Source organism: Streptomyces sp. NBC_01006 (genome assembly GCF_045162725.1).
Lineage (GTDB): Bacteria > Actinomycetota > Actinomycetes > Streptomycetales > Streptomycetaceae > Streptomyces.
The window spans coordinates 7642750-7662148 of sequence record NZ_CP108700.1 but is presented as its reverse complement, the minus strand read 5'-3'; the positions used below and the strand labels follow the sequence as shown (position 1 = coordinate 7662148).

Annotated in this window: 15 protein-coding genes; 10 read left to right on the top strand and 5 right to left on the bottom strand. The window is 73.2% G+C overall.

The genetic code is table 11. The features are described 5' to 3' along the window. Window positions 1–57 precede the first annotated feature (57 nt). The 3 genes from galK to OG509_RS34950 form a co-directional block, all read right to left on the bottom strand. Window positions 58–1215, bottom strand: coding sequence for a galactokinase (galK, locus tag OG509_RS34960; RefSeq protein WP_406186578.1), 1158 nt, complete (start codon window positions 1213–1215; stop codon window positions 58–60). Next, window positions 1212–2252, bottom strand: a complete 1041-nt coding sequence (galT, locus tag OG509_RS34955) for a galactose-1-phosphate uridylyltransferase (protein WP_406186577.1) — start codon at window positions 2250–2252, stop codon at window positions 1212–1214. The genes galK and galT overlap by 4 nt, the downstream gene beginning before the upstream one ends. Window positions 2253–2339: 87 nt before the next feature. Then, window positions 2340–4184, bottom strand: a complete 1845-nt coding sequence (locus OG509_RS34950; RefSeq protein ID WP_406186576.1) for a glycoside hydrolase family 35 protein — start codon at window positions 4182–4184, stop codon at window positions 2340–2342. 199 nt (window positions 4185–4383) lie between these two features. Between OG509_RS34950 and OG509_RS34945 the strand changes: the two genes are divergently transcribed. From OG509_RS34945 to OG509_RS34925, 5 genes are all read left to right on the top strand, one after another. Next, window positions 4384–5580, top strand: coding sequence for a substrate-binding domain-containing protein (locus OG509_RS34945; RefSeq protein ID WP_406186575.1), 1197 nt, complete (start codon window positions 4384–4386; stop codon window positions 5578–5580). 136 nt (window positions 5581–5716) lie between these two features. Beyond that, the gene (locus tag OG509_RS34940) at window positions 5717–7042 is read left to right on the top strand and encodes an ABC transporter substrate-binding protein (protein WP_406186574.1); all 1326 of its coding nucleotides are present in this window, start codon (window positions 5717–5719) and stop codon (window positions 7040–7042) included. Then, entirely contained in the window at window positions 7042–7950 is a 909-nt protein-coding gene (locus OG509_RS34935) for a carbohydrate ABC transporter permease (RefSeq protein ID WP_406186573.1), read from the top strand. Before OG509_RS34940 ends, OG509_RS34935 begins: the two co-directional genes overlap by 1 nt. Next, window positions 7947–8894: a carbohydrate ABC transporter permease gene (locus tag OG509_RS34930; RefSeq protein WP_406186572.1), complete on the top strand. Its 948-nt coding sequence runs from the start codon at window positions 7947–7949 to the stop codon at window positions 8892–8894. The genes OG509_RS34935 and OG509_RS34930 overlap by 4 nt, the downstream gene beginning before the upstream one ends. A gap of 59 nt (window positions 8895–8953) precedes the next feature. After that, window positions 8954–9940 (top strand): hydroxyacid dehydrogenase, encoded by a 987-nt coding sequence (locus OG509_RS34925; RefSeq protein WP_406187774.1) that lies wholly within the window; start codon window positions 8954–8956, stop codon window positions 9938–9940. Here OG509_RS34925 and OG509_RS34920 read toward each other — a convergent pair. Together OG509_RS34920 and OG509_RS34915 are read right to left on the bottom strand one after the other, a co-directional pair. Next, complete coding sequence (locus OG509_RS34920; protein WP_406186571.1) at window positions 9928–10737, bottom strand: sugar phosphate isomerase/epimerase family protein; 810 nt, start codon at window positions 10735–10737, stop codon at window positions 9928–9930. The genes OG509_RS34925 and OG509_RS34920 overlap by 13 nt on opposite strands. Continuing rightward, window positions 10734–11810: a LacI family DNA-binding transcriptional regulator gene (locus OG509_RS34915; RefSeq protein ID WP_406186570.1), complete on the bottom strand. Its 1077-nt coding sequence runs from the start codon at window positions 11808–11810 to the stop codon at window positions 10734–10736. The genes OG509_RS34920 and OG509_RS34915 overlap by 4 nt, the downstream gene beginning before the upstream one ends. 251 nt (window positions 11811–12061) lie before the next feature. Between OG509_RS34915 and OG509_RS34910 the strand changes: the two genes are divergently transcribed. From OG509_RS34910 to OG509_RS34890, 5 genes are all read left to right on the top strand, one after another. After that, a complete protein-coding gene (locus OG509_RS34910; RefSeq protein ID WP_406187772.1) occupies window positions 12062–13186 on the top strand; it encodes a Gfo/Idh/MocA family protein in 1125 nt (374 codons plus the stop codon). After that, on the top strand, window positions 13183–14361 hold the full coding sequence (locus OG509_RS34905) for a dihydrodipicolinate synthase family protein (RefSeq protein ID WP_406186569.1): 1179 nt from the start codon (window positions 13183–13185) through the stop codon (window positions 14359–14361). Before OG509_RS34910 ends, OG509_RS34905 begins: the two co-directional genes overlap by 4 nt. After that, complete coding sequence (locus tag OG509_RS34900) at window positions 14358–15197, top strand: sugar phosphate isomerase/epimerase family protein (RefSeq protein ID WP_406186568.1); 840 nt, start codon at window positions 14358–14360, stop codon at window positions 15195–15197. Before OG509_RS34905 ends, OG509_RS34900 begins: the two co-directional genes overlap by 4 nt. Window positions 15198–15284: 87 nt before the next feature. After that, complete coding sequence (locus OG509_RS34895; RefSeq protein WP_406186567.1) at window positions 15285–17678, top strand: polysaccharide lyase 8 family protein; 2394 nt, start codon at window positions 15285–15287, stop codon at window positions 17676–17678. A 29-nt stretch (window positions 17679–17707) separates the two neighbouring features. Next, window positions 17708–19336 (top strand): N,N-dimethylformamidase beta subunit family domain-containing protein, encoded by a 1629-nt coding sequence (locus OG509_RS34890; RefSeq protein ID WP_406186566.1) that lies wholly within the window; start codon window positions 17708–17710, stop codon window positions 19334–19336. Window positions 19337–19399 lie beyond the last annotated feature (63 nt).

Genomic DNA, 19399 nt, shown 5'->3' with positions numbered 1-19399 from the left:
TCTTGCCGAAGGCCCCGCCCGCGTCCACCGGGCTCGAAGCAGTCGGCCGACCACCCGTCAGAAAATGCGTTCGGCCCCGGCGGCCGGGGCCGCCGCCGTCACGCGCGGCGGCTTGAACCCGGCCGCGGCGAAGGCCTCGGTGACCGCCAGGGTCACGGCCGCCTCGGCCTCCGCGTCGATCAGGGCCAGGGCCGAGCCGCCGAAGCCGCCGCCCGTCATCCGGGCCCCGTACGCGCCCGCCGCGTTGGCGGTGGCGACGGCCAGGTCGAGCTCCGGGCAGGAGACCTCGTAGTCGTCGCGCAGCGAGGCATGGCCCTCGGTCAGCAGCGGGCCCGTTTCGCGCAGCCGTCCGGCGCGCAGCAGTTCCTCCGCCCGTACGACCCGCTCGTTCTCGGTGACGACGTGCCGGACCCGTCGGCGCCGGACCGGATCGCCGAGGCGTGCCAGGGCCCGGTCCAGGTCCTCGTACGGGAGGTCGCGCAGGGCGGGCAGCCCGAGCGCGGCGGCCGCGCCGTGGCAGGAGGCCAGGCGCTGGGCGTACGCCCCGTCGCCGAGGTCGTGTTTGACGCGGGTGTCGATGACCAGGAGGCGCAGTCCGGCTGCCGCGCAGTCGAAGGGGATGTGCTGCTGTTCGAGGGTGCGGGTGTCGAGGTGGAGGGCGTGGCCTTCGGTGGCGCAGGCCGAGGCCATCTGGTCCATCACCCCGCAGGGCACGCCGACGTAGGCGTTCTCGGCGCGGCGGGCGAGCGCGGCCAGTTCGGGCCGGGTGAGCGGGATCCCGTACAAGTCGGTGAGCGCCAGGGCGGCGGCCACCTCCAGGGCGGCGGAGGAGGAGAGTCCGGCTCCGGTGGGCACGTCGGAGCGGATGTGCAGGTCCGCGCCGCCGACGGGCAGGCCCGCGTCCAGCAGCGCCCACGCGGCTCCGGCGGGGTAGGCGGCCCAGCTCTCCGGGCCCTCGTGCGGGCGGGCCGGGTCGAGGCGGTCCAGGTGGAGGGTGACGACGCCCGACGGGACGTCGGCGGAGTGGAGCCGCAGGGTCCGGTCGGGGCGGCGGGCCGCCGCCACCTCGGTGCGGTGCGGGAGGGCGAAGGGCAGGGCGAAGCCGTCGTTGTAGTCGGTGTGTTCGCCGATCAGGTTGACCCGGCCCGGCGCCGCCCAGACCCCCTCGGGCGGGGACCCGTACAGCCGGTGGAATCCGTCCGTGGCCTGGCTCATCGGCTCGCCACCTCCCGCAGCCGCGCGGCCGCGTCCTCGGGCCGGACGTCGTTCATGTAGGCCTCCATCCCGGATTCGGTACCCGCCAGGTACTTGAGCTTGTCAGCGGTGCGGCGGACCGTGAAGAGCTCCAGGTGGAGCGCGAAGTCGGCCCGGCCCTCGCCGGAGACCGGCGCCTGGTGCCAGGCGGAGATGTACGGGGTGGGCGCGGGCGTCCCGAAGAGCCGGTCGAAGCGGCGCAGCAGGTCCAGGTAGAGGCCGGGGAACTCGGCGCGGGCCGCTTCGTCCAGGGTGGTCAGGTCGGGGGTGCGGCGGTGCGGGTAGAGGTGGACCTCGTAGGGCCAGCGCGCGGCGTACGGCACGAAGGCGGTCCAGTGCTCCCCTTCGAGGACGACCCTGGTGCGTTCGGCGCGCTCGGCGGCGAGCACCTCCTCGAAGAGGTTGCCGCCGGTGCGGGCGCGGTGGGCGGCGACGGTGGCGAGCATGCGGGTGGTGCGCGGCGTGATGAAGGGGAAGGCGTAGATCTGGCCGTGCGGGTGCGCGAGGGTCACGCCGATCTCGGCGCCGCGGTTCTCGAAGCAGTAGACCTGCCGGACCCCGGCGTGGGCGGAGAGTTCGGCGGTGCGGTCGGTCCACGCGGCGAGGACGAGCGCGGCGCGTTCCTCGTCGAGCTCGGCGAAGGAGGTCCGGTGGTCGGGGGTGAAGCAGATGACCTCGCAGCGGCCGGTGTCGCCGGCGAGGGAGGGGAAGCGGTTCTCGAAGACGACCACGTCGTAGTCGGGGGCCGGGACCTCGCTCGCGCGACCCTCGGTGGAGGGGCAGAGCGGGCAGGCGTCGGCGGGCGGGTGGTAGGTGCGGCCCTGGCGGTGGGAGGCGATGACGACGGCGTCGCCGAGCAGCGGGTCGCGGCGCACCTCGGAGGAGGTGGCGGACGCGTCGAGGGGGCGGGTGTCGGGGACGGCGCGGGCCGCACCGTCGTCGGCGTCGTAGTACAGGATCTCGCGGCCGTCGGCCAGGCGGGTGCTCGTTCGCTTCACGGGAAGAGCTTCTCTCAGGGAAAGGGCGGGGAGGTGCGCGGGGGCTCTCCGGGGGGGTCGCCACCATGGGCCGCGATGGGCCGGGATTCATTCGAGGGTGACGACGGTGGGGCGGCCGAGGTCGGGGCGGTCGCGCAGCGGCAGGTCGGCGCCGGGGCGCTCCAGTTCGAGGAGGACGATCTCGTTCCGGCCGGCCTGCCAGAGGGGCGCGGGGGCGTAGAGGGTGCGCTGCGGGCCGCGCGGGGTGTCGTAGTGCCCGAGGAGGAAGCCGTTCAGCCAGACGAGGCCGGTGCCCCAGCCGGAGACGTCGACGAATCCGTCGGCGGGGTCGCCCGGGAGGGCGTGCGTGAAGCGGTGGAAGGCAGGGCGGCCCGTGTCCTCGGGGGTTTCTGCGGTTTCTGCGGTTTCTGCGGTATCCGTGGCTTCCGCAGTTTCCGCGGTTTGCGACGACCAGCCGAGGCCGCTGAGATCGGTGAGCGGGAGCGGCCGGATCTCCCACTCGAACAGCTGCTGGTGGCCGTGCCGGACCCCGCGCCAGATGCCCTTGCGGTCGTCGAGGAGCGGACCGTAGTTGACCCGGCCCTGGGCGCGGACGAGGACGTCGAGGACGACCCCCGGCTCGCCGACGGGCAGGTCGAGGCCCTCGTCGGGCCGGTTGCGGTCGAGTATGCCGAGGGGCTCGCCGTCGGCGAAGACGTACGCGCGGTCGCCGAGGCCGTCGATCCGGACGGGCATCGCGGGGCGCGGCCCGGTGACGGTGGTGCGGTAGTGGATCAGGCCGTGGGACTGGCCCAGCTTCTCCATGGACTCGGGCGCGGGGCGCAGCACGGGCTCCCCGCCGAGCACGTCGAGGTGGTCCAGGAGCGGGGCGGTGCCGGCGGGGACGGCGAGGGCCGGGGTGATGCGGGGCGGCGGCTCGGGCAGCGGGCCGTCGGGCAGGGGCACGTACTTGCCGATGACCTCGCGGAACGCGTGGAACTTGGGGGTGAGTTCGCCGGCCTCGCCGATGGGGGCGTCGTAGTCGTAGCTGGTGACCGTGGGCTGGTAGCCGGGGTCGCCGGGGCGGGACCCGGTGTGGTTGGCGCCGGCCCAGAAGCCGAAGTTGGTGCCGCCGTGGGCCATGTAGAGGTTGACGGAGGCGCCGGTGGCGAGGAGTTCGTCGAGGGACCGTGCTGCGTCCTCGACGGCGCGGACGTGGTGGTCCTCGCCCCAGTGGTCGAACCAGCCGATCCAGAACTCCATCGCGGCGAGCGGCCCGGACCGCTGGTAGCGGCGCAGGTGGGCGAGGCGTTCGGCGGGCCGCGCGCCGAAGGTGGCGGTGGCGAGCCGGCCGGGGATCATGCCGCCCTGGAGCATGGCGTCCTCGGGCCCGTCGGCGGTGAACAGGAGGCAGTCCACACCGCGTTCGACCAGTGCTCGTTCCACATGGGCGCGGTAGCGGGTGTCGTTGCCGTACGAGCCGTACTCGTTCTCGATCTGGACGGCGACGACCGGACCGCCGCGGCTCGCGAGCAGGGGCAGCAGCTCGGGGGCGACGAGGTCGAACCAGCCGTCGACCTCGGCCTCGAAGCGCGGGTCCGAGCAGCGCAGGTGGAGGCCGTCGACGGCGAGGAGCCGGGCGGGCAGGCCGCCGAAGTCCCATTCGGCGCAGATGTAGGGGCCGGGGCGGACGATGGCGTCGAGGCCGAGGTCCTGGGCGGTGCGCAGGAAGCGGCCGAGGTCGCGCGGGCCGGTGAAGTCGGCCTTGCCCGGGGCGCTCTCGTGGAAGTTCCAGGGGACGTACGTGTCGACCGTGTTGGCACCGAGGGCGCGCAGCCGCCGCAACCGGTCCTCCCACAGGTCCGGATGGACCCGGAAGTAGTGCAGGGCCCCCGAGACGATGCGGTGGGGGCGCCCTGCGCGCCGGAACCCGTCCTGGTCGTACGTGAGCATGCGCTGACTCCCGAGAGAGGTCGTGATGCCGTGAGGTGCGGGACGCCGCCGAATATATGAACGCTGCGTCCACGCCGTCAATGACCGGTTGATCGGAAACGATCGAATCGATCGGTTCTCTATGATGGCTGTGCAGTACGGAAGCAGGCACGGACGCAGACACGGATGCCGTCGGAAGACCGCAGGGGGTAGGGAAACCTTGAGACCACATGTGGACCAGCGCCAGGCGCAGGTGCTCGCGCTCGTCCGGGCGCGGGGCACTGTGCGCGTGGCAGACCTGGCGCAGGAGCTGGGCGTCTCGCCGGTCACCCTGCGGCGCGACATCGAGGCGATGGCGGCCCGGGGCGAGATCCACCGGATGCACGGGGTGATCAGCCGGGTGGAGACGGGGCGGCCGGGCGGCCCGTCGGCGGCCGCGGCCCGGGCGTCGGTTCCTTTGGCGGCCTCGGCCGGGGACCGGGCCGCGACCTCGGCGGATGCCGAGGGGCTGGTGATCGGCATGGTGGTGCCGACCACGGAGTACTACTACGCCGATGTCGTACGCGGAGCCCGCGAGGTGGTCGAGGCGCGCGGCGCGCGGCTGACCGTGGGCCTGACCCGGTATCTGCCCGGCGAGGACCGGACGCAGGCGGACCGGCTGCTGTCCACCGGGGCGGACGGGCTGCTGCTCACCCCGAATTGGGATGCCGGCTCGCCCGGCCCCGGCGAGGGGGCGTGGACCGCGGAGCTTCCGGTTCCGACGGTGCTGGTGGAGCGGTGGGCCCCGCCCGGCCATCCGGCGGCGGCGCTGGACCGGGTTGCCTCTGACCATGCGCACGGCGCGGCGACGGCGGTGCAGCACCTGGTGGAGCGGGGGCACCGGCGCATCGCGCTGGCCAGCCGTGCGACGCCGACGACTCCGCGGCTGCGGGCCGGGTACGAGGCGGCGGTGGCCGCGCTCGGCCTGGAGCCGGCGCCGCCGTGGCCGCCGGCCGGGCCGGGTCCGCTCTCGGACGCGGACCTGTTCGCGCGGATGCTGGACTACTTGTGCGAGGCGGTGACGGCGGGCGGGGTGAGCGCCGCGCTGATCCACAGCGACACCGACGCGATCATGCTGATCCCGCGGCTCCAGGCGCGCGGGGTGCGGGTGCCGGAGGACCTCGCGGTGATCACGTACGACGACGAGGTGGCGGGGCTCGCCGACGTACCGCTCTCCGCGGTGGCACCGGCCAAGCGCGAGGTGGGGGCTCGGGCGGCGGGGCTGCTGCTGGACCGGCTGACGGCGCCGGGTGCCGGGGCCGGTAACGGTAACGGTAACGGTAACGGTAACGGTAACGGTGACAGTGCCGGTGCCGGTGCCGGTGCCGGTCCGCGGCAGCACGTGGAGCTGCTCCCCCGGCTGACGATCCGCTCATAAGGAACGGGAAGGGACTCCCTGGGCGATCATTTCGATCGAGTTGCTCATTCGCTCTTGACGGTGTGCCTGTTCGCACAAAAGATGGGCCGCGTTCTCCCATCCGCCGCTGTCCGCGGTCGTCCGTAGGAGCCACTCCATGTCGCGCAGCCTCCGTTCCTCCCGCATGCCCCGACTCTTCCTGACCGCCTCGGTCGCCTCCCTGGCCCTGCTCGTCACCGCGTGCGGCGGGGAGGCGAAGCCGGGCGGGGCCGGGGCGGCCGGCGGTTCGCCGGAGCAGCCGCTCACCGTCACCTACTGGTCCTCGTCCGCGGGTGCGCAGCAGACGGCCGACGCGTTCAACAAGACGCACCCGAGCATCCGGGTGCAGTTCTCGGCGGTGCCGGGCGGGCCGGACGGGGCGGCGAAGCTGGCCAACGCGGTCAAGGGCGGCGACGCACCGGACATCGCGACGATGGACTACTCGGCGCTCCCGGAGTTCGCGAGCGGCGGCAACCTGGAGGACCTGAGCGGGACTTCCGGCAAGCTCGTCTCGGAGAAGTTCCCGGAGGCGGTCCAGTCGCTGGTGAAGCTGGGCGGCAAGACGTGGGCCGTGCCGTTCGACGTCACCCCGCTCGAACTCTTCTACCGGAAGGACATCTTCGAGAAGCACGGGGTGGCCGTGCCGAAGACGTGGGACGAGTACGAGGCGGCCGCCGAGAAGATCCACGGGGCCGACCCGTCCGTGAAGATCACGAACTTCGGCGGCGGCGACCCGGCGGTGCTGGCCGGCCTCTCCTGGCAGGCGGGCGCGCGGTGGTACGGGACCGAGGGCGAGAAGTGGAAGGTCGCGATCGACGATCCCGCCTCGAAGAAGGTGGCGGAGTACTGGAACGGCCTGATGGCCTCCGGGGTGGCCTCGAAGACCCCGTTGTGGGGCGAGGGTGAGGCGAAGGAACGTTCATCCGGGCAGGTCGCGACCGTCATCGGCGCCGCCTGGACGGCCGGCACGTTCCTCGCGAACTACCCCGACCTCAAGGGGAAGTGGGGCATCGCCCCGCTGCCGACCTGGGACGGCAAGCCCGCCACCGGCATGTACGGCGGCACCTCGTACATCGTGCCGAAGGGCAGCAAGCAGACCAAGGCCGCGGCGGAGTTCATCACGTGGGTCACCACCGACCCGGAGGCGATCAAGGCGCGGCTCAGCTCGCTCAAGTCGCCGAGCAGCGCCCTGCCGGCCAATGCCGAGATGCGGGCGGAGGCCGCGAAGCTGTTCGACACGACGTACTTCGAGGGGCAGGACCCGTACGGCCTGGCCGGTGCGGCCGCGGCGACCATCGTGCCCGGCTGGACCTGGGGCCCGGTCCACCTCCAGGTCAACTCGGCGCAGAACGCGACCGGCCCGGACCTGGTCAAGGCCCTGAGCGAGGGCCAGTCGGCCGCCGAGAAGGCCATAAGGGACCGCGGCCTGGGCCTGGCCGGCTGATGCCCCGCACCCACTCCCCCCGCCGAACCACCGGAGGTAGCGGCGCGGCGGCCGGGTTCATGGCGCCCTTCTTCCTCCTCTTCGCGCTCGTGACCGTCGCCCCCATCGGGTACGCCGCCTGGCTCAGCCTCTTCCGCGAGGAGCGGTCCGGCCTCGGATTCGGTGGAGCCCAGCGGGTCTTCAGCGGAATCGGGAACTACACCAAGGCTCTGGCCGATCCCCTCTTCCTCGCCTCGTTCCGCCACATCGCCGTCTACTGCCTGCTCTACATCCCCGTCATGGTCGGCGGCGCCCTTGTCCTCGCCCTGCTCCTGGACTCCGCCCTCGCCCGCGCCCGGCGGTTCTTCCAGATCGCCTTCTACCTGCCGCACGCCGTCCCCGGCCTCATCGCCGCGATGGTCTGGCTCTACCTGTACACACCCGGTCTCAGCCCCGTCCTCGACGTCCTCGACTCGGCCGGGATCTCCTGGAACTTCTTCGGCCGCGACGAGGCCCTGCTGTCCGTGGTCAACATCTCGGCCTGGCAGTGGATGGGCTACAACATGATCATCTTCTTTGCCGGGCTCCAGGCCATCCCCCGCGAGACCCTGGAGGCCGCCACCATGGACGGTGCCGGAGCCGTCCGCACCGCATTCCAGGTGAAGGTGCCGAGCATCCGGCCCACCCTCGTCCTGACCGTCCTGTTCACCTGCGTCGGCGCCGTCCAGCTCTTCGACGCCCCGCAGTTGCTCCAGCTCCGCGCCACCGAGATGGGCGAGTCCTGGTCCCCGACCATGTACATCTTCAGCGCCGCGTTCAAGGGCCACGACTACGGGCTGGCGGCCGCGAGCGCGCTGCTCCTCGCCCTGGCCGCCGCAGCCGCCTCGTACGTCGTCACCAAGCTCGGCAACCGCTGGAGGTCCGCATGACCGCCTCACTCGCCGCTGCCGAGGCAGCGAGCACAGCCCCGTGCCCGGGTCCTGCCCCGGCCCCCGCCACCTCGACCCCGCCCGCGGCCCCGGCCCGCAGTACGCGCGGCAGCGCCCTGCTCTCCCGTACGGCCGTCAACGCCGCGCTCCTCCTCGTCGCCGCCTACACCCTGATGCCCCTCGCCTGGCTGGTCCTGGCCGCCACCAAGAACCGCCGGGACCTCTTCGCCACCGGCCCCTACGCGCTGGGGGACTTCAGCCTCCTCGGCAACCTCGGCGACGTCTTCACGTACGACGACGGCATCTTCGGCCGCTGGCTCGCCAACAGCCTCCTCTACACCGTCGTGGGCTCCACCCTCTCCGCCCTCATCAGCGTGGCATGCGGCTATGCCTTCCACGCGTACGAGTTCCGGCACAAGGAGAAGCTCTTCGGCCTCGTCCTCGCCGGGATCCTGGTCCCCGCCACCGTGCTCCAGCTGCCGCTGTACCTGATGGCCTCGGCCGCCGGAGCCGTGAACACGTACTGGGCCTACCTGGTGCCCGCCCTGGTCAACCCCTTCGGCGTCTACCTGGCCCGGGTGTTCGCCGAGGGCTACGTCCCCGACGAGGTGCTCGCCGCCGCCCGCGTCGACGGCGCGGGTGAACTGCGGCTCTTCGCGCACGTGTCGTTCCCGATGCTGTGGCCGGGGTTTGTGACGATCTTCCTGTTCACCTTCACGGCCATCTGGAACAACTTCTACGGCGCGCTGACCATGCTGAACGACGAGCGGCTCTACCCCGTCAGTCTGGGCCTGTTCATGTGGAACCGCAGCGTCTACCAGCAGCCCGAGCTCTATCCCCTGGTGATCACCGGTTCACTCGTCGCCGTCGTCCCGCTCGTGCTGGCCTTCCTCGGCCTGCAGCGGTTCTGGCGCTCGGGTCTCACCGCAGGAGCCGTCAAGTGACCCACCGCCTCCTCCCCGCCGGGCCCGGCGACCGGCGCCGCCCCGCCACCGTGCTCGCCATGAGCGCCGGCACCCGGGCCGCCGTCCTCAGCGGCCGCATGCTGCCCGAGCTGGTCCGGGTCGCCGATGTGGACACCGACCTGCTGCTGACCGGCTTCGAGCACGAGGAGCCCGAGCTCCGGCGCCGCCTCGCGGACGCCGAGGTGCTGTTCACGGGGTGGGGCTGCCCGCCGCTCGACGCCGAGGCGCTGGAGCGGATGCCGCGGCTGCGCGCCGTGGTGCATGCCGCGGGCAGCGTCAAACACCATGTCACGGAGGCCTGCTGGGAGCGCGGGCTGCTGGTGTCCAGCGCGGCCGCCGCCAATGCCGTGCCGGTCGCCGAGTACACGCTCGCCGCCATCCTGTTCGCCAACAAACGGGTCCTGGAATCCGCCCATGCGTACCGGGCGGCGCGCGGCCCGATCGATCTGCTGCGCCGCTACCCGGCCGTCGGCAACTACCGGCGCACCGTCGGCATCGTCGGCGCCTCGCTCATCGGCCGGCGCGTGATGGAGCTGCTGCGCCCCTTCGACCTGCGGGTGCTCGTCCACGATCCGTACGCCGACCCCGGCGAGCTCGCCGCCCTGGGCGGTGAGTCCTGCGCGCTCGACGAACTGCTGTGCCGCAGCGATGTGGTGAGCCTGCACGCCCCCGCGCTTCCCCAGACCCGCCATCTGCTGGACGCGTCCCGGCTGGCGCTGATGCCTGACGGCGCCACCCTCGTCAACACCGCGCGGGGCTCGCTCGTCGACACCGCGGCACTGACCGAGGAACTGGTGGCGGGACGGCTGCACGCCGTACTCGATCACACCGAGCCCGAGGTGCTGCCCGCCGGCTCCCCGCTGTACAACCTGCCGAACGTGCTGCTCACCCCGCACGTGGCGGGTTCACTGGGCGGGGAGCTGGACCGGCTCGCGGCCACTGCGGTCGAGGAACTGGAGCGGTACGCCCTGGGGCTGGACTTCCGCTACGCCGTCGACCGCGGCCGGCTCGCCTACTCGGCCTGAGCCCGCGATCCCGCTCCCCCCGTCACCAGCCGTTCCAGGTACTCCCGGCCCCGCGCGAGCTGACCGGGCAGCTCGGCGGCGCCGGGATACCAGCGTTTCTCGTACTCCCAGCAGAGCCAGCCGTCCGGTGCCGTGGCGGCCACGGCCTCGGCGAGCGGCAGCACCCCGGCGCCGAGCCCGAGGGGGGTGAGCTCCTGAGCCGACTCCACGTCCTTCACCTGTACGTAGCCCAGATGCCGGTCCAGCGCCCGCCGCGACTGCGCAGGGGACTCGCCGCCGAGCCAGGTGTGCAGTACGTCCCACAGGGCGCCCGCGCCGCCGTGCCCGACCCGGTCCAGCACCCGCGCGGCGGCGGCTCCGGTCCGGTGCGAGTCGTGCGTCTCAAGGAGGATCCGTACCCCGTGCCGCTCGGCGAACGGTGCGGCGGCGGCCAGTCGGCGCACGGCACGGGCATCGGCGGCGGACTCGGGCAGCCCGGCGCCTCCCGGGAAGACCCGGACGTACGGGGCTTCGAGGTCGGCGGCGAGCCGGACCAGGGTGTGCAGTTCGGCCAGGACCGGCTCGTCGGCGCCGGGGGCGGCCACCCGGGCGTAGCCCGCGACCCCGAGGACCGCGACCCCGGCGGCGGCGAGGGTGCGCAGGCCAGCCGCCCGGTCCGCCGGCGGGCTGCCGGGGTGCAGGGGCTCCTCCGGGTGGGCGCGCAGTTCGAGGGCGTCGTAGCCGTGGGCGGCGGCGAGGGCGGCGCTGCGGTCGAGCGGCGCCCCGGGCAGGCCGAGCGTGGAGAAGGCGTACCTCACGGACGGCTCCCCTCGGGCGGGGGCGGCGCGGTGGAGCCGCGCACCATGAGCTCGGTGGGCAGGGTGGTGATGCCGCCCGGCGGCAGTGGTCTGCGGCCGGTGACCAGCTGGGCGGCGAGTATGCCGGCCTCCCGCAGCGGTACGCGGACGGTGGTGAGCGCGGGGGCGGTGTCCACGCAGACCGGGAGGTCGTCGAAGCCGGCGACGGAGACGTCCCCCGGGATGCGCAGGCCGGCCTCGCGCAGGGCCGCGGCCACTCCGGTGGCGACGGTGTCGTTGGCCGCGGCGACGGCGGTGAACGGGGCCCCGCGGCGCAGCAGCTCGCGGGTGGCGTCGTAGCCCGCGGAGCGCTCGAATCCGGCGTGCACGGTGAGCGGGTCGCAGGCTTCCGGCAGGCCGGCATCGTGCCTTCGCAGCGCCTCGCGGTGGCCGCCGAGCCGCTCCCGGGTGGTGCTCAGACCCGGCGGGCCGGCGACGTACGCGATGCGCCGGTGGCCGAGCGACAGCAGGTGTTCGGCGAGGCGGAAGGCGCCGCCGCGGTCGTCGAACATGACCGTGGCGACGGGCAGTGCGGGGGGTACGGGCAGCGGGGGCCGCCCGCACAGGACGACGGGGGCACCGGCGTCCGCCATTCGGGTGATGCGGGCGGTGAGGGCCGCGGTGTGCCCGGGCTCCTCGACGGCGCCGCCGGTCAGGACGACCCCGCCGGCGCGCTGGCCCTCCAGCAGAGTGAGGTAGGCGAGTTCGGCCTCGGGGGCGCCCTCGGTGTTGCAGACGACGGCGAGGCGGCGGGGGTCGCCGTGGCCGGTCGGGGCGAGCGCGCTCTGCAGGGATCCGGCGAGGATGCCGAAGAAACTGTCCGCCACGTCGTGGACGAGGACGCCGACCAGGTCGGAGGTGGCGGCCGCGAGGGCGCGGGCGGGGCCGTTGGCCACGTAGCCGAGCTCTTCGACGGCCTGTTCCACGCGGGTCCGGGTGCCGCCGGCCACCGGATATCCGCCGTTGAGCACGCGCGAGACCGTCGCGGGCGATACGCCCGCGTGCGCCGCGACTTCGGCGAGAGTCACCGCCATGTTGCACCCCTCCTGCTCGTCCCGGGTCATCGTCTCATCCGGGTGTGGATCTCCATTCTCCCCGATTGAGAAAGCGCTTTCCATCACTCGAACGTGTGTTGCGCCGTAGCTGTTCTCGGCCCTAGCCTGATGTGAGTGAAAGCGCTTTCTATCGGACTTTCCCTCGCGCTTTCCGCCAGGCCACGAACGAGCAAGAAGGCAACGAGCACGAAGGAGGGGACACCGTGGAGCGCAGGACGATCAAGATCGCCATGAACGGCGTGACCGGGCGCATGGGATACCGCCAGCATCTGGTCCGCTCGCTGCTCGCCCTGCGCGAGCAGGGCGGGCTGGACCTGGGCGACGGCCGGGTGCTGTGGCCCGAGCCGGTGCTGGTCGGGCGCCGGGAGCCGGCGCTGCAGACCATCGCCGAGGAGCACGGGCTGGAGCAGGTCAGCACGGATCTGACGGCCGTGCTCGCCGACCCCGAGGTCGAGATCTACTTCGACGCTCAGGTCACCGGTGCCCGCGAGGCGGCGGTCCGGCAGGCCGTGGCGGCGGGCAAGCACGTGTACTGCGAGAAGCCGACGGCTCTGAGCTTCGCTTCCTCGCTGGAGCTGGCCCGCCTGGCCGCGGAGGCCGGGGTCAAACACGGGGTGGTGCAGGACAAGCTCTTCCTGCCGGGGCTGCTCAAGCTGAAGCGGCTGATCGAAGGCGGCTTCTTCGGCGAGATCCTGTCCGTACGCGGGGAGTTCGGGTACTGGGTCTTCGAGGGCGACTGGCAGCCGGCCCAGCGGCCGTCCTGGAACTACCGGGCGCAGGACGGCGGGGGCATCGTCGCCGACATGTTCCCGCACTGGGAGTACCTGCTGCACGAGCTGTTCGGCCGGGTCCGCACGGTGCAGGCCCTGGCCCGTACGCACATCGGCCGCCGCTGGGACGAGGAAGGCAAACCGTACGAGGCGACGGCGGACGACGCGGCGTACGGGGTCTTCGAGCTGGAGGGCGGCGCCGTCGCGCAGATCAACTCCTCCTGGGCGGTGCGGGTCCACCGCGACGAGCTGGTGGAGTTCCAGGTGGACGGGACGCACGGGTCGGCGGTGGCCGGGCTGCTCGGCTGCCGCATCCAGCACCGGGGGGCGACACCCAAGCCGGTGTGGAATCCCGATCTGCCACAGACGGAGGCCTTCCGCGCCCAGTGGCAGGAGGTCCCGGACAACGGCCCGTTCGACAACGGCTTCAAAGCCCAGTGGGAGCTGTTCCTGCGCCACGTCGTGCTCGACGAGCCCTGGCAGTGGGACCTGCTGGCCGGGGCGCGCGGGGTGCAGCTCGCCGAGCTGGGACTGCGGTCCTCCGTGGAAGGCCGACGGCTGCCGGTGCCGGAGGTGGTCCTGTGAGCATCCGGCTCCCCGCTGCGGACGGCGGATACCGTCTGCACCGGCCCTGTACCGATCCGCTCGCACCGCTGGTCTGCGGTCCGGCACGCAGCCGCAGGTTCTATGCGGCGGCGCACGTGGTGGCGGATCCGCTCGCCGCCTGCTCCGGCGGCTCGGCCTCCCTGGCCGGCCCCGCCGTGGACTGGGAGGCGACGCTGGCCTTCCGGCACCGGCTGTGGGCGCAGGGGCTCGGGGTGGCCGAGGCCATGGACACGGCGCAGCGCGGGACGGGTCTGGACTGGCCGGCTGCGGCGGAGCTGATCCAGCGGTCGGCCGCCGAGGCCCGGGCGGTGGGCGGCCGGATCGTCTGCGGAGCGGGCACCGACCAACTGACCCCGGGCGGCGGGCACACTCCGGCCGCGATCACCACCGCGTACGAGGAGCAACTCGCGCACGTCGAGGAGTGCGGGGCGGGAGCCGTACTGATGGCATCCCGCGCCCTGGCGGCCGCGGCGCGCGGCCCGGAGGACTATCTGGAGGTGTACGGGAGGCTGCTGCGGCAGAGCGGCCGGCCGGTCGTCCTGCACTGGCTCGGCCCGATGTTCGATCCGGAGCTGGCGGGCTACTGGGGGCACGCCGATCTCGACGCGGCCACCGAGGTGTTCCTGAAGGTCATCGCCGACTGCCCGGAGAAGGTGGACGGGATCAAGGTCTCGCTCCTGGACGCGGAGCGGGAGAAGGACATCCGGCACAGACTCCCGCCAGGCGTGCGCTGCTACACGGGCGACGACTACCACTATCCCGAGCTGATCGCCGGGGAGGGGCCCGGAGATCCGGCGAGCGATGCGCTTCTGGGCGTATTCGACCCGATCGCCCCGCTGGCCGCCCGCGCCGGGCTCGCGCTGGACCGCGACGACCCCGCCGGTTTCCGCGGGCTGCTGGATCCGACGGTGTCCCTGTCCAGGCACCTGTTCGGCCCGCCGACCCGCTACTACAAGACGGGGGTGGTGCTGCTGGCCTGGCTCGCGGGGTACCAGGAGCACTTCACGATGCTGGGCGGGCTCCAGTCGGCCCGGCCACTGCCCCATCTGGCCACCGCGTACGAACAGGCCGATCTGCTGGGCCTGTTTCCCGATCCGGAGCTCGCCGAGTCGCGGATGCGGCAGCTCCTCGCGGTGTACGGAGTGGCGTCATGAGCCGGGGGCCGGCCCCGGCCCGGTTCAGCCTCAACCAGGAGACGGTCCGGCAGTGGTCGATGCCCGAGCTGGTCGACGGGTGCGTCGCGGCCGGGGTGGGCGCGGTCGGGCTGTGGCGGGATCCGGTGCGGGAGTTCGGGCTGCGCGAGACGGCGAAGCTGGTCGCCGGAGCCGGGCTGCGGGTCAGCTCACTGTGTCGCGGCGGGTTCTTCACCGCCGCCGATCCGGCGGGGCGGGCGGCGGCCCTGAAGGACAACCGCCGGGCCGTGGAGGAGGCCGCCGAGCTGGGCGCCGATGTGCTGGTCCTGGTCTCGGGGGGCCTGCCCGACGGCGACCGGGACCTGGTGGGGGCGCGGCGGCGGATCGTCGACATCCTGGGCGAGCTCGCCCCGTGGGCGGCCGCACACGGGATACGGCTGGGGATCGAGCCCCTGCACCCGATGTTCGCCTCGGACCGATGCGTGGTCTCCACGCTCGGACAGGCCCTGGACATCGCCGAGCGGTTCCCGGCGCAACAGGTGGGGGTGGTCGTCGACTCCTACCACTTGTGGTGGGACGAGCGGCTGCCGGCCGATCTGCGCCGGGCGGGTGCGGGCGGGCGGATCATGTCGGTCCAGGTGGCCGACTGGGTGACCCCGCTCCCCGAAGGGGTGCTGTTGGGGCGGGGGCAGTTGGGCGACGGCTGTATCGATCTGCGGGCGTTCCGGGAGCTGGCCGAAGCGGCCGGCTACCGGGGCCCGGTGGAGGTGGAGATCTTCCATCCGGGGCTGTGGGCGCGAGACGGTGCCGAGGTGCTCCGGGAGGTGATCGACCGATACCGCGAGCACGTGGCCTGACGCGCGTGGCACGAGGCACGACGTATTCCGAGTGGGGCAAGTGACGGGCCGGCGGGGGCCGGTACGGGATCGGACAAGGAGCATGCGATGACAGACGGGTGGAGTCGGCGCGCCTTCCTCTCGGCCGCGGGCGGGGGTGCGCTCCTGCTGGGAGCGCCCGCCGCGCGGGCGGGGGCCGCACCGGCGGATGAGGTCCACGACGCCATGCGGGCGGTGTGGCGCGGTCTATTCCTGGGCGGTGACGTCCCTGCCGCGGCCGAGCCGTTCCGTTCGAGACTCGCCGATCTCGGCGCCCTGGCCGGCGGGTGGCGCTCCGCCATGGCTCCGGCGACCGGATCGCTCTGGCCCGACCTGGGGTACGGCAGCGACCCCGAGATGATGTTGCAGAGCTACTACCGGCTGCGGACGATGGCCGAGGCCTATGTGCGGCCCGGGACCGGGCTCACCGGGGATGCCGGGCTGCGCTCGGCCCTGCTGACCGGGCTGGACCATCTGCACACGGACGTCTACCACGCCGGCCAGGTGCGGTACGGCAACTGGTACTGCTGGCAGATCGGCGCCCCGCAGGCCCTGCTGGACCTGTGCGTGCTGCTGCACGAGGAGCTGCCGGCCGCCCGGCTCGCCGAATCCTGCGCGGCCGTCGACCACTTCGTCCCGGACTCGGTCGTCGGCTCGTACACCGGGACCAGTACGGGGGCGAACCGGGTCGACCTGTGCCGGGTGCTGGCGGTGCGCGGGGTGGTCGGCGGGGACCCGGCGAAGATCGCCCTGGCCCGGGACGCGCTCGCGCCGGTGTTCCCGTACGTCACCTCGGGTGACGGGCTCTACCGGGACGGGTCGTTCGTCCAGCACACCTGGGTGCCGTACACGGGGACGTACGGGGCGGTGCTGCTCGGCGGGCTGGGCATGCTCTTCGCTCTTCTCAGGGGCACTGCGTGGGAGGTCACGGACCCCGGGGCGCAGATCGCCTTCGACGCGGTGGAGCGGGCCTGGGCGCCGTTCCTGTTCAACGGGCTGATCATGGACGCCGTTTCGGGGCGGGCGGTGAGCCGGGGTCTGATGGTCGCCGATCCTCGGCAGGTCCAGCAGGACGACCATGCCCGGGGGCATGCGGTGCTCGCCGCGATCCTGCTCCTCGCGGAGGGTGCGAGCGCCGTCGAGCGGGCGCGCTGGCGGGGGTTGGTGAAGGGGTGGATGGCCCGGGCCTACTACAGCCGTCCCCTCGCGGACACGGGACTCGCCCTGTCCTCGCTCGCCCGCCTGGCGCAGGTCGAGTCCGACGCGTCGGTCACGGCGGTGCCCGAGCCGGTCGGGCACCGCCTGTTCGCTTCCATGGACCGAGCCACGCACCGGCGGCCCGGCTGGGCGGCCTCGCTGTCCATGGCCTCGAAACGGATCGCCCACTACGAGACGGGCAACGGGGAGAACCTGCGCGGCTGGCACACCGGGAGCGGAATGCTCTCCTGGTGGGGGGCCGCGTACGGCAACGGCCAGTACTCGGACGCCTTCTGGCCCACCGTGGACCCGTACAGACTGCCGGGGACCACGGTGTCGCGGAAGGTGCTCGCCGACGGGGCGGGCGGTGACTGGGGGGCGTCCCGGCCCGACGCGGCCTGGGTGGGCGGGACGACCGACGGGGATTTCGCCTCCCTGGGCCAGCACCTGCGGGGACTGGGCAGCACGCTCACGGCCCGCAAGTCCTGGTTCTTCCTCGACGACACGATCATCTGCCTGGGGGCCGGGATCCGCTGCTCGGACGGGACCGCGGTCGAGACGGTGGTCGACAACCGCAATCTGGGCGCATCCGGCACCCATGCCCTCACCGTGGGCGGCACCGTCCAGCCGGCGGCCCTCGGCTGGTCGGCGGCCTTCCCCTCCCCCGGCTGGGCTCATCTGGCAGGATTCGGCGGGTACGTGATGTCGGGTCCGGGCTCGTTCAAGGCGCTGCGGGAGGCCCGCACCGGCCGGTGGAGCGAGATCAACCGGGGCGGCTCCGCCACGGCCCTGACCCGGCGCTACCTCACCCTCTGGTACGACCACGGCAAGGACCCGGCCGGCGCCGGGTACGTCCACCAGATGCTGCCGGGGGCGTCGGTGGCCCGGACCGCCGCCAGAGCCTCCGCCCCGGGGTGGCTCTCCGTACTCGCCAACTCGGAGACGGCCCAAGGCGTCTCGGTGCCCTCGCTGGGCTTCACCGGGGTCAATTTCTGGCGGGCTGGATCGGCCGGTCCGCTGGAGGCGGGAGCACCCTGTTCGGTGACGGTCCGGGAGAGAGCGGACGGCACGGCCGCGGTCTGCGTAGCGGACCCGGCCCGGGCGCTGACCTCGCTGACGCTGGTATGGAACCGCCCCGTCGCCGCGGTGCTGTCCCGCCCGCCGAGCCTGGTCTCGGAGGCCACGGGCACCCGGTTGCGGCTCGACTTCGGGAACCTCACCGCGGCGGCGGGCGCCGGCCAGCAGGTGGTGGTCCGGATGGGGTGAGGCGTCGAGGGTGACATAGCGTGCCCTTCATGGATCATGAGCACATAGCCGGGGCCCGCGACGGCGACGGCGCGGGCAGGCGGCGGTTCCTCGCGATCGCGACGGGAGCGGCCACCGCCGCCGGGCTCGGGGCCGTGGCCGTGGCCGGCTGCGCGAACGGAGCGGCCGGACGGGCAGCCGGGAAGAGCGAGGGCAAGGGGGCGGCGCCCAGCGGGGCAGCGGGGAAGGCCGGACCGGCCGGTTTCGACGTCAAGGCCGAGAACGCCAAGCCGGGGCACGCCGATTGGCGTGTGACCAGAGCCGGGGCGGCCCGGGCCATCGAGGGCTTCGCCGACAAGGTCAGCGTCCTGCCCGGCGAGTCCTTCGGCCTGCACGTGTCCACCACCGCGCCCCGGTTCACCGTCTCCGCCTACCGGATGGGCTGGTACGGCGGCGCCCGGGCCCGGCTGGTGTGGCGGTCCGAGGCGCTGCCCGGCGTCCGGCAGCCCGAACACACGGTGGATTCCGCGACCCGGATGGTCCGTACCCGGTGGCCCCGTACGACCACCGTCGACACCAAGGACTGGCCGGAGGGGTGCTACCTGCTGCGGCTCGACGCACAGGGCGGCGAGGGCCAGCGCTTCGTCCCGGTCACCGTCCGCTCGGCGGGGAGCGCCGGCCGTACGGTCGTGGTGAACGCGGTGGCGACCTGGCAGGCGTACAACCGGTGGGGCGGCTACGGCAGCTACGACGGCCCCAGCGGCGGCTACGCCTCGCGCTCCCTCTCGGTCACCTTCGACCGTCCGTACGAGTACGACGACGGCGCCGGCCTGTTCCTCGTGTACGAGGCCCCGCTGCTCGCCCTCGCCGAGCGGCTCGGCATACCTCTCGCCTACGCGACGACCACCGACGTGGCGCGGGAGAAGCGGCTGCTGGAAGGGGCCGCTGCGGTCCTCTCCCTCGGCCACGACGAGTACTGGTCGCCCGAGCAGCGGGCCCACTTCACCGCCGCCCGGGACGCCGGGACCAACATCGCGGTCCTCGGCGCGAACTGCTGCTTCCGCCGGATCCGGCTGGAGCCCTCCGATCTCGGTCCGGACCGTACGGTGGTCTGCTACAAGTCCGCCTACGACCAGGACCCCGGATTCAAGCGCGGCCGGCCGGCCACCGTCGACTTCCGCTCGGCGCCCGGCGCCGATCCGGAGAGCTCGCTGCTCGGCGTGATCTACGACGGCTACCCGGTGGACGCCCCCTACGTGGTGACCCACCCCGGCCACTGGCTGTTCGAGGGCACCGGCGTGCAGGCCGGCGACCGGTTCCCCCACCTGGTGGGGGTGGAGTACGACAAGGTCGACACCGGGTTCCCGACGCCCCGGCCGATCGAGATACTGGCCCACTCCCCCGTGGTGTGCGAGGGCCGGCCCAGCCACCAGGACACGGCGTACTACACGACGCCGAGCGGCGCGGGCGTGTTCGCGACCGGGACCATGCGGTGGGTGGAGGCCCTGGACGCGACGGGCGACGGCCACAGCGGCGCCAACCACGGCCTCGACGCGAAGGCGGGCGCGCTGACCACCCGCGTGACGGAGAACCTGCTGCGGACCTTCGCGGCCGGCCCGGCGGGCCGCGCGCACCCCGCGCAGGACAATGTGAAGGCGGTGTACGGGGGCACCACCTAGGATCGTGATCACGGCATCGCGTGTCGGTCACCGACCGGGTGAGGCATGGAGGTGCCGTGATGT

Coding starts and splice junctions, on each gene's coding strand:
- OG509_RS34925 (WP_406187774.1), top strand. CDS start 8,954: ATGAGCGCCGGCACCCGGGCCGCCGTCCTCAGCGGCCGCATGCTGCCC.
- OG509_RS34935 (WP_406186573.1), top strand. CDS start 7,042: ATGCCCCGCACCCACTCCCCCCGCCGAACCACCGGAGGTAGCGGCGCG.
- galK (WP_406186578.1), bottom strand. CDS start 1,215: ATGAGCCAGGCCACGGACGGATTCCACCGGCTGTACGGGTCCCCGCCC.
- OG509_RS34910 (WP_406187772.1), top strand. CDS start 12,062: ATGAACGGCGTGACCGGGCGCATGGGATACCGCCAGCATCTGGTCCGC.
- OG509_RS34895 (WP_406186567.1), top strand. CDS start 15,285: ATGACAGACGGGTGGAGTCGGCGCGCCTTCCTCTCGGCCGCGGGCGGG.
- OG509_RS34900 (WP_406186568.1), top strand. CDS start 14,358: ATGAGCCGGGGGCCGGCCCCGGCCCGGTTCAGCCTCAACCAGGAGACG.
- OG509_RS34930 (WP_406186572.1), top strand. CDS start 7,947: ATGACCGCCTCACTCGCCGCTGCCGAGGCAGCGAGCACAGCCCCGTGC.
- OG509_RS34950 (WP_406186576.1), bottom strand. CDS start 4,184: ATGCTCACGTACGACCAGGACGGGTTCCGGCGCGCAGGGCGCCCCCAC.
- OG509_RS34890 (WP_406186566.1), top strand. CDS start 17,708: ATGGATCATGAGCACATAGCCGGGGCCCGCGACGGCGACGGCGCGGGC.
- OG509_RS34915 (WP_406186570.1), bottom strand. CDS start 11,810: ATGGCGGTGACTCTCGCCGAAGTCGCGGCGCACGCGGGCGTATCGCCC.
- OG509_RS34940 (WP_406186574.1), top strand. CDS start 5,717: ATGTCGCGCAGCCTCCGTTCCTCCCGCATGCCCCGACTCTTCCTGACC.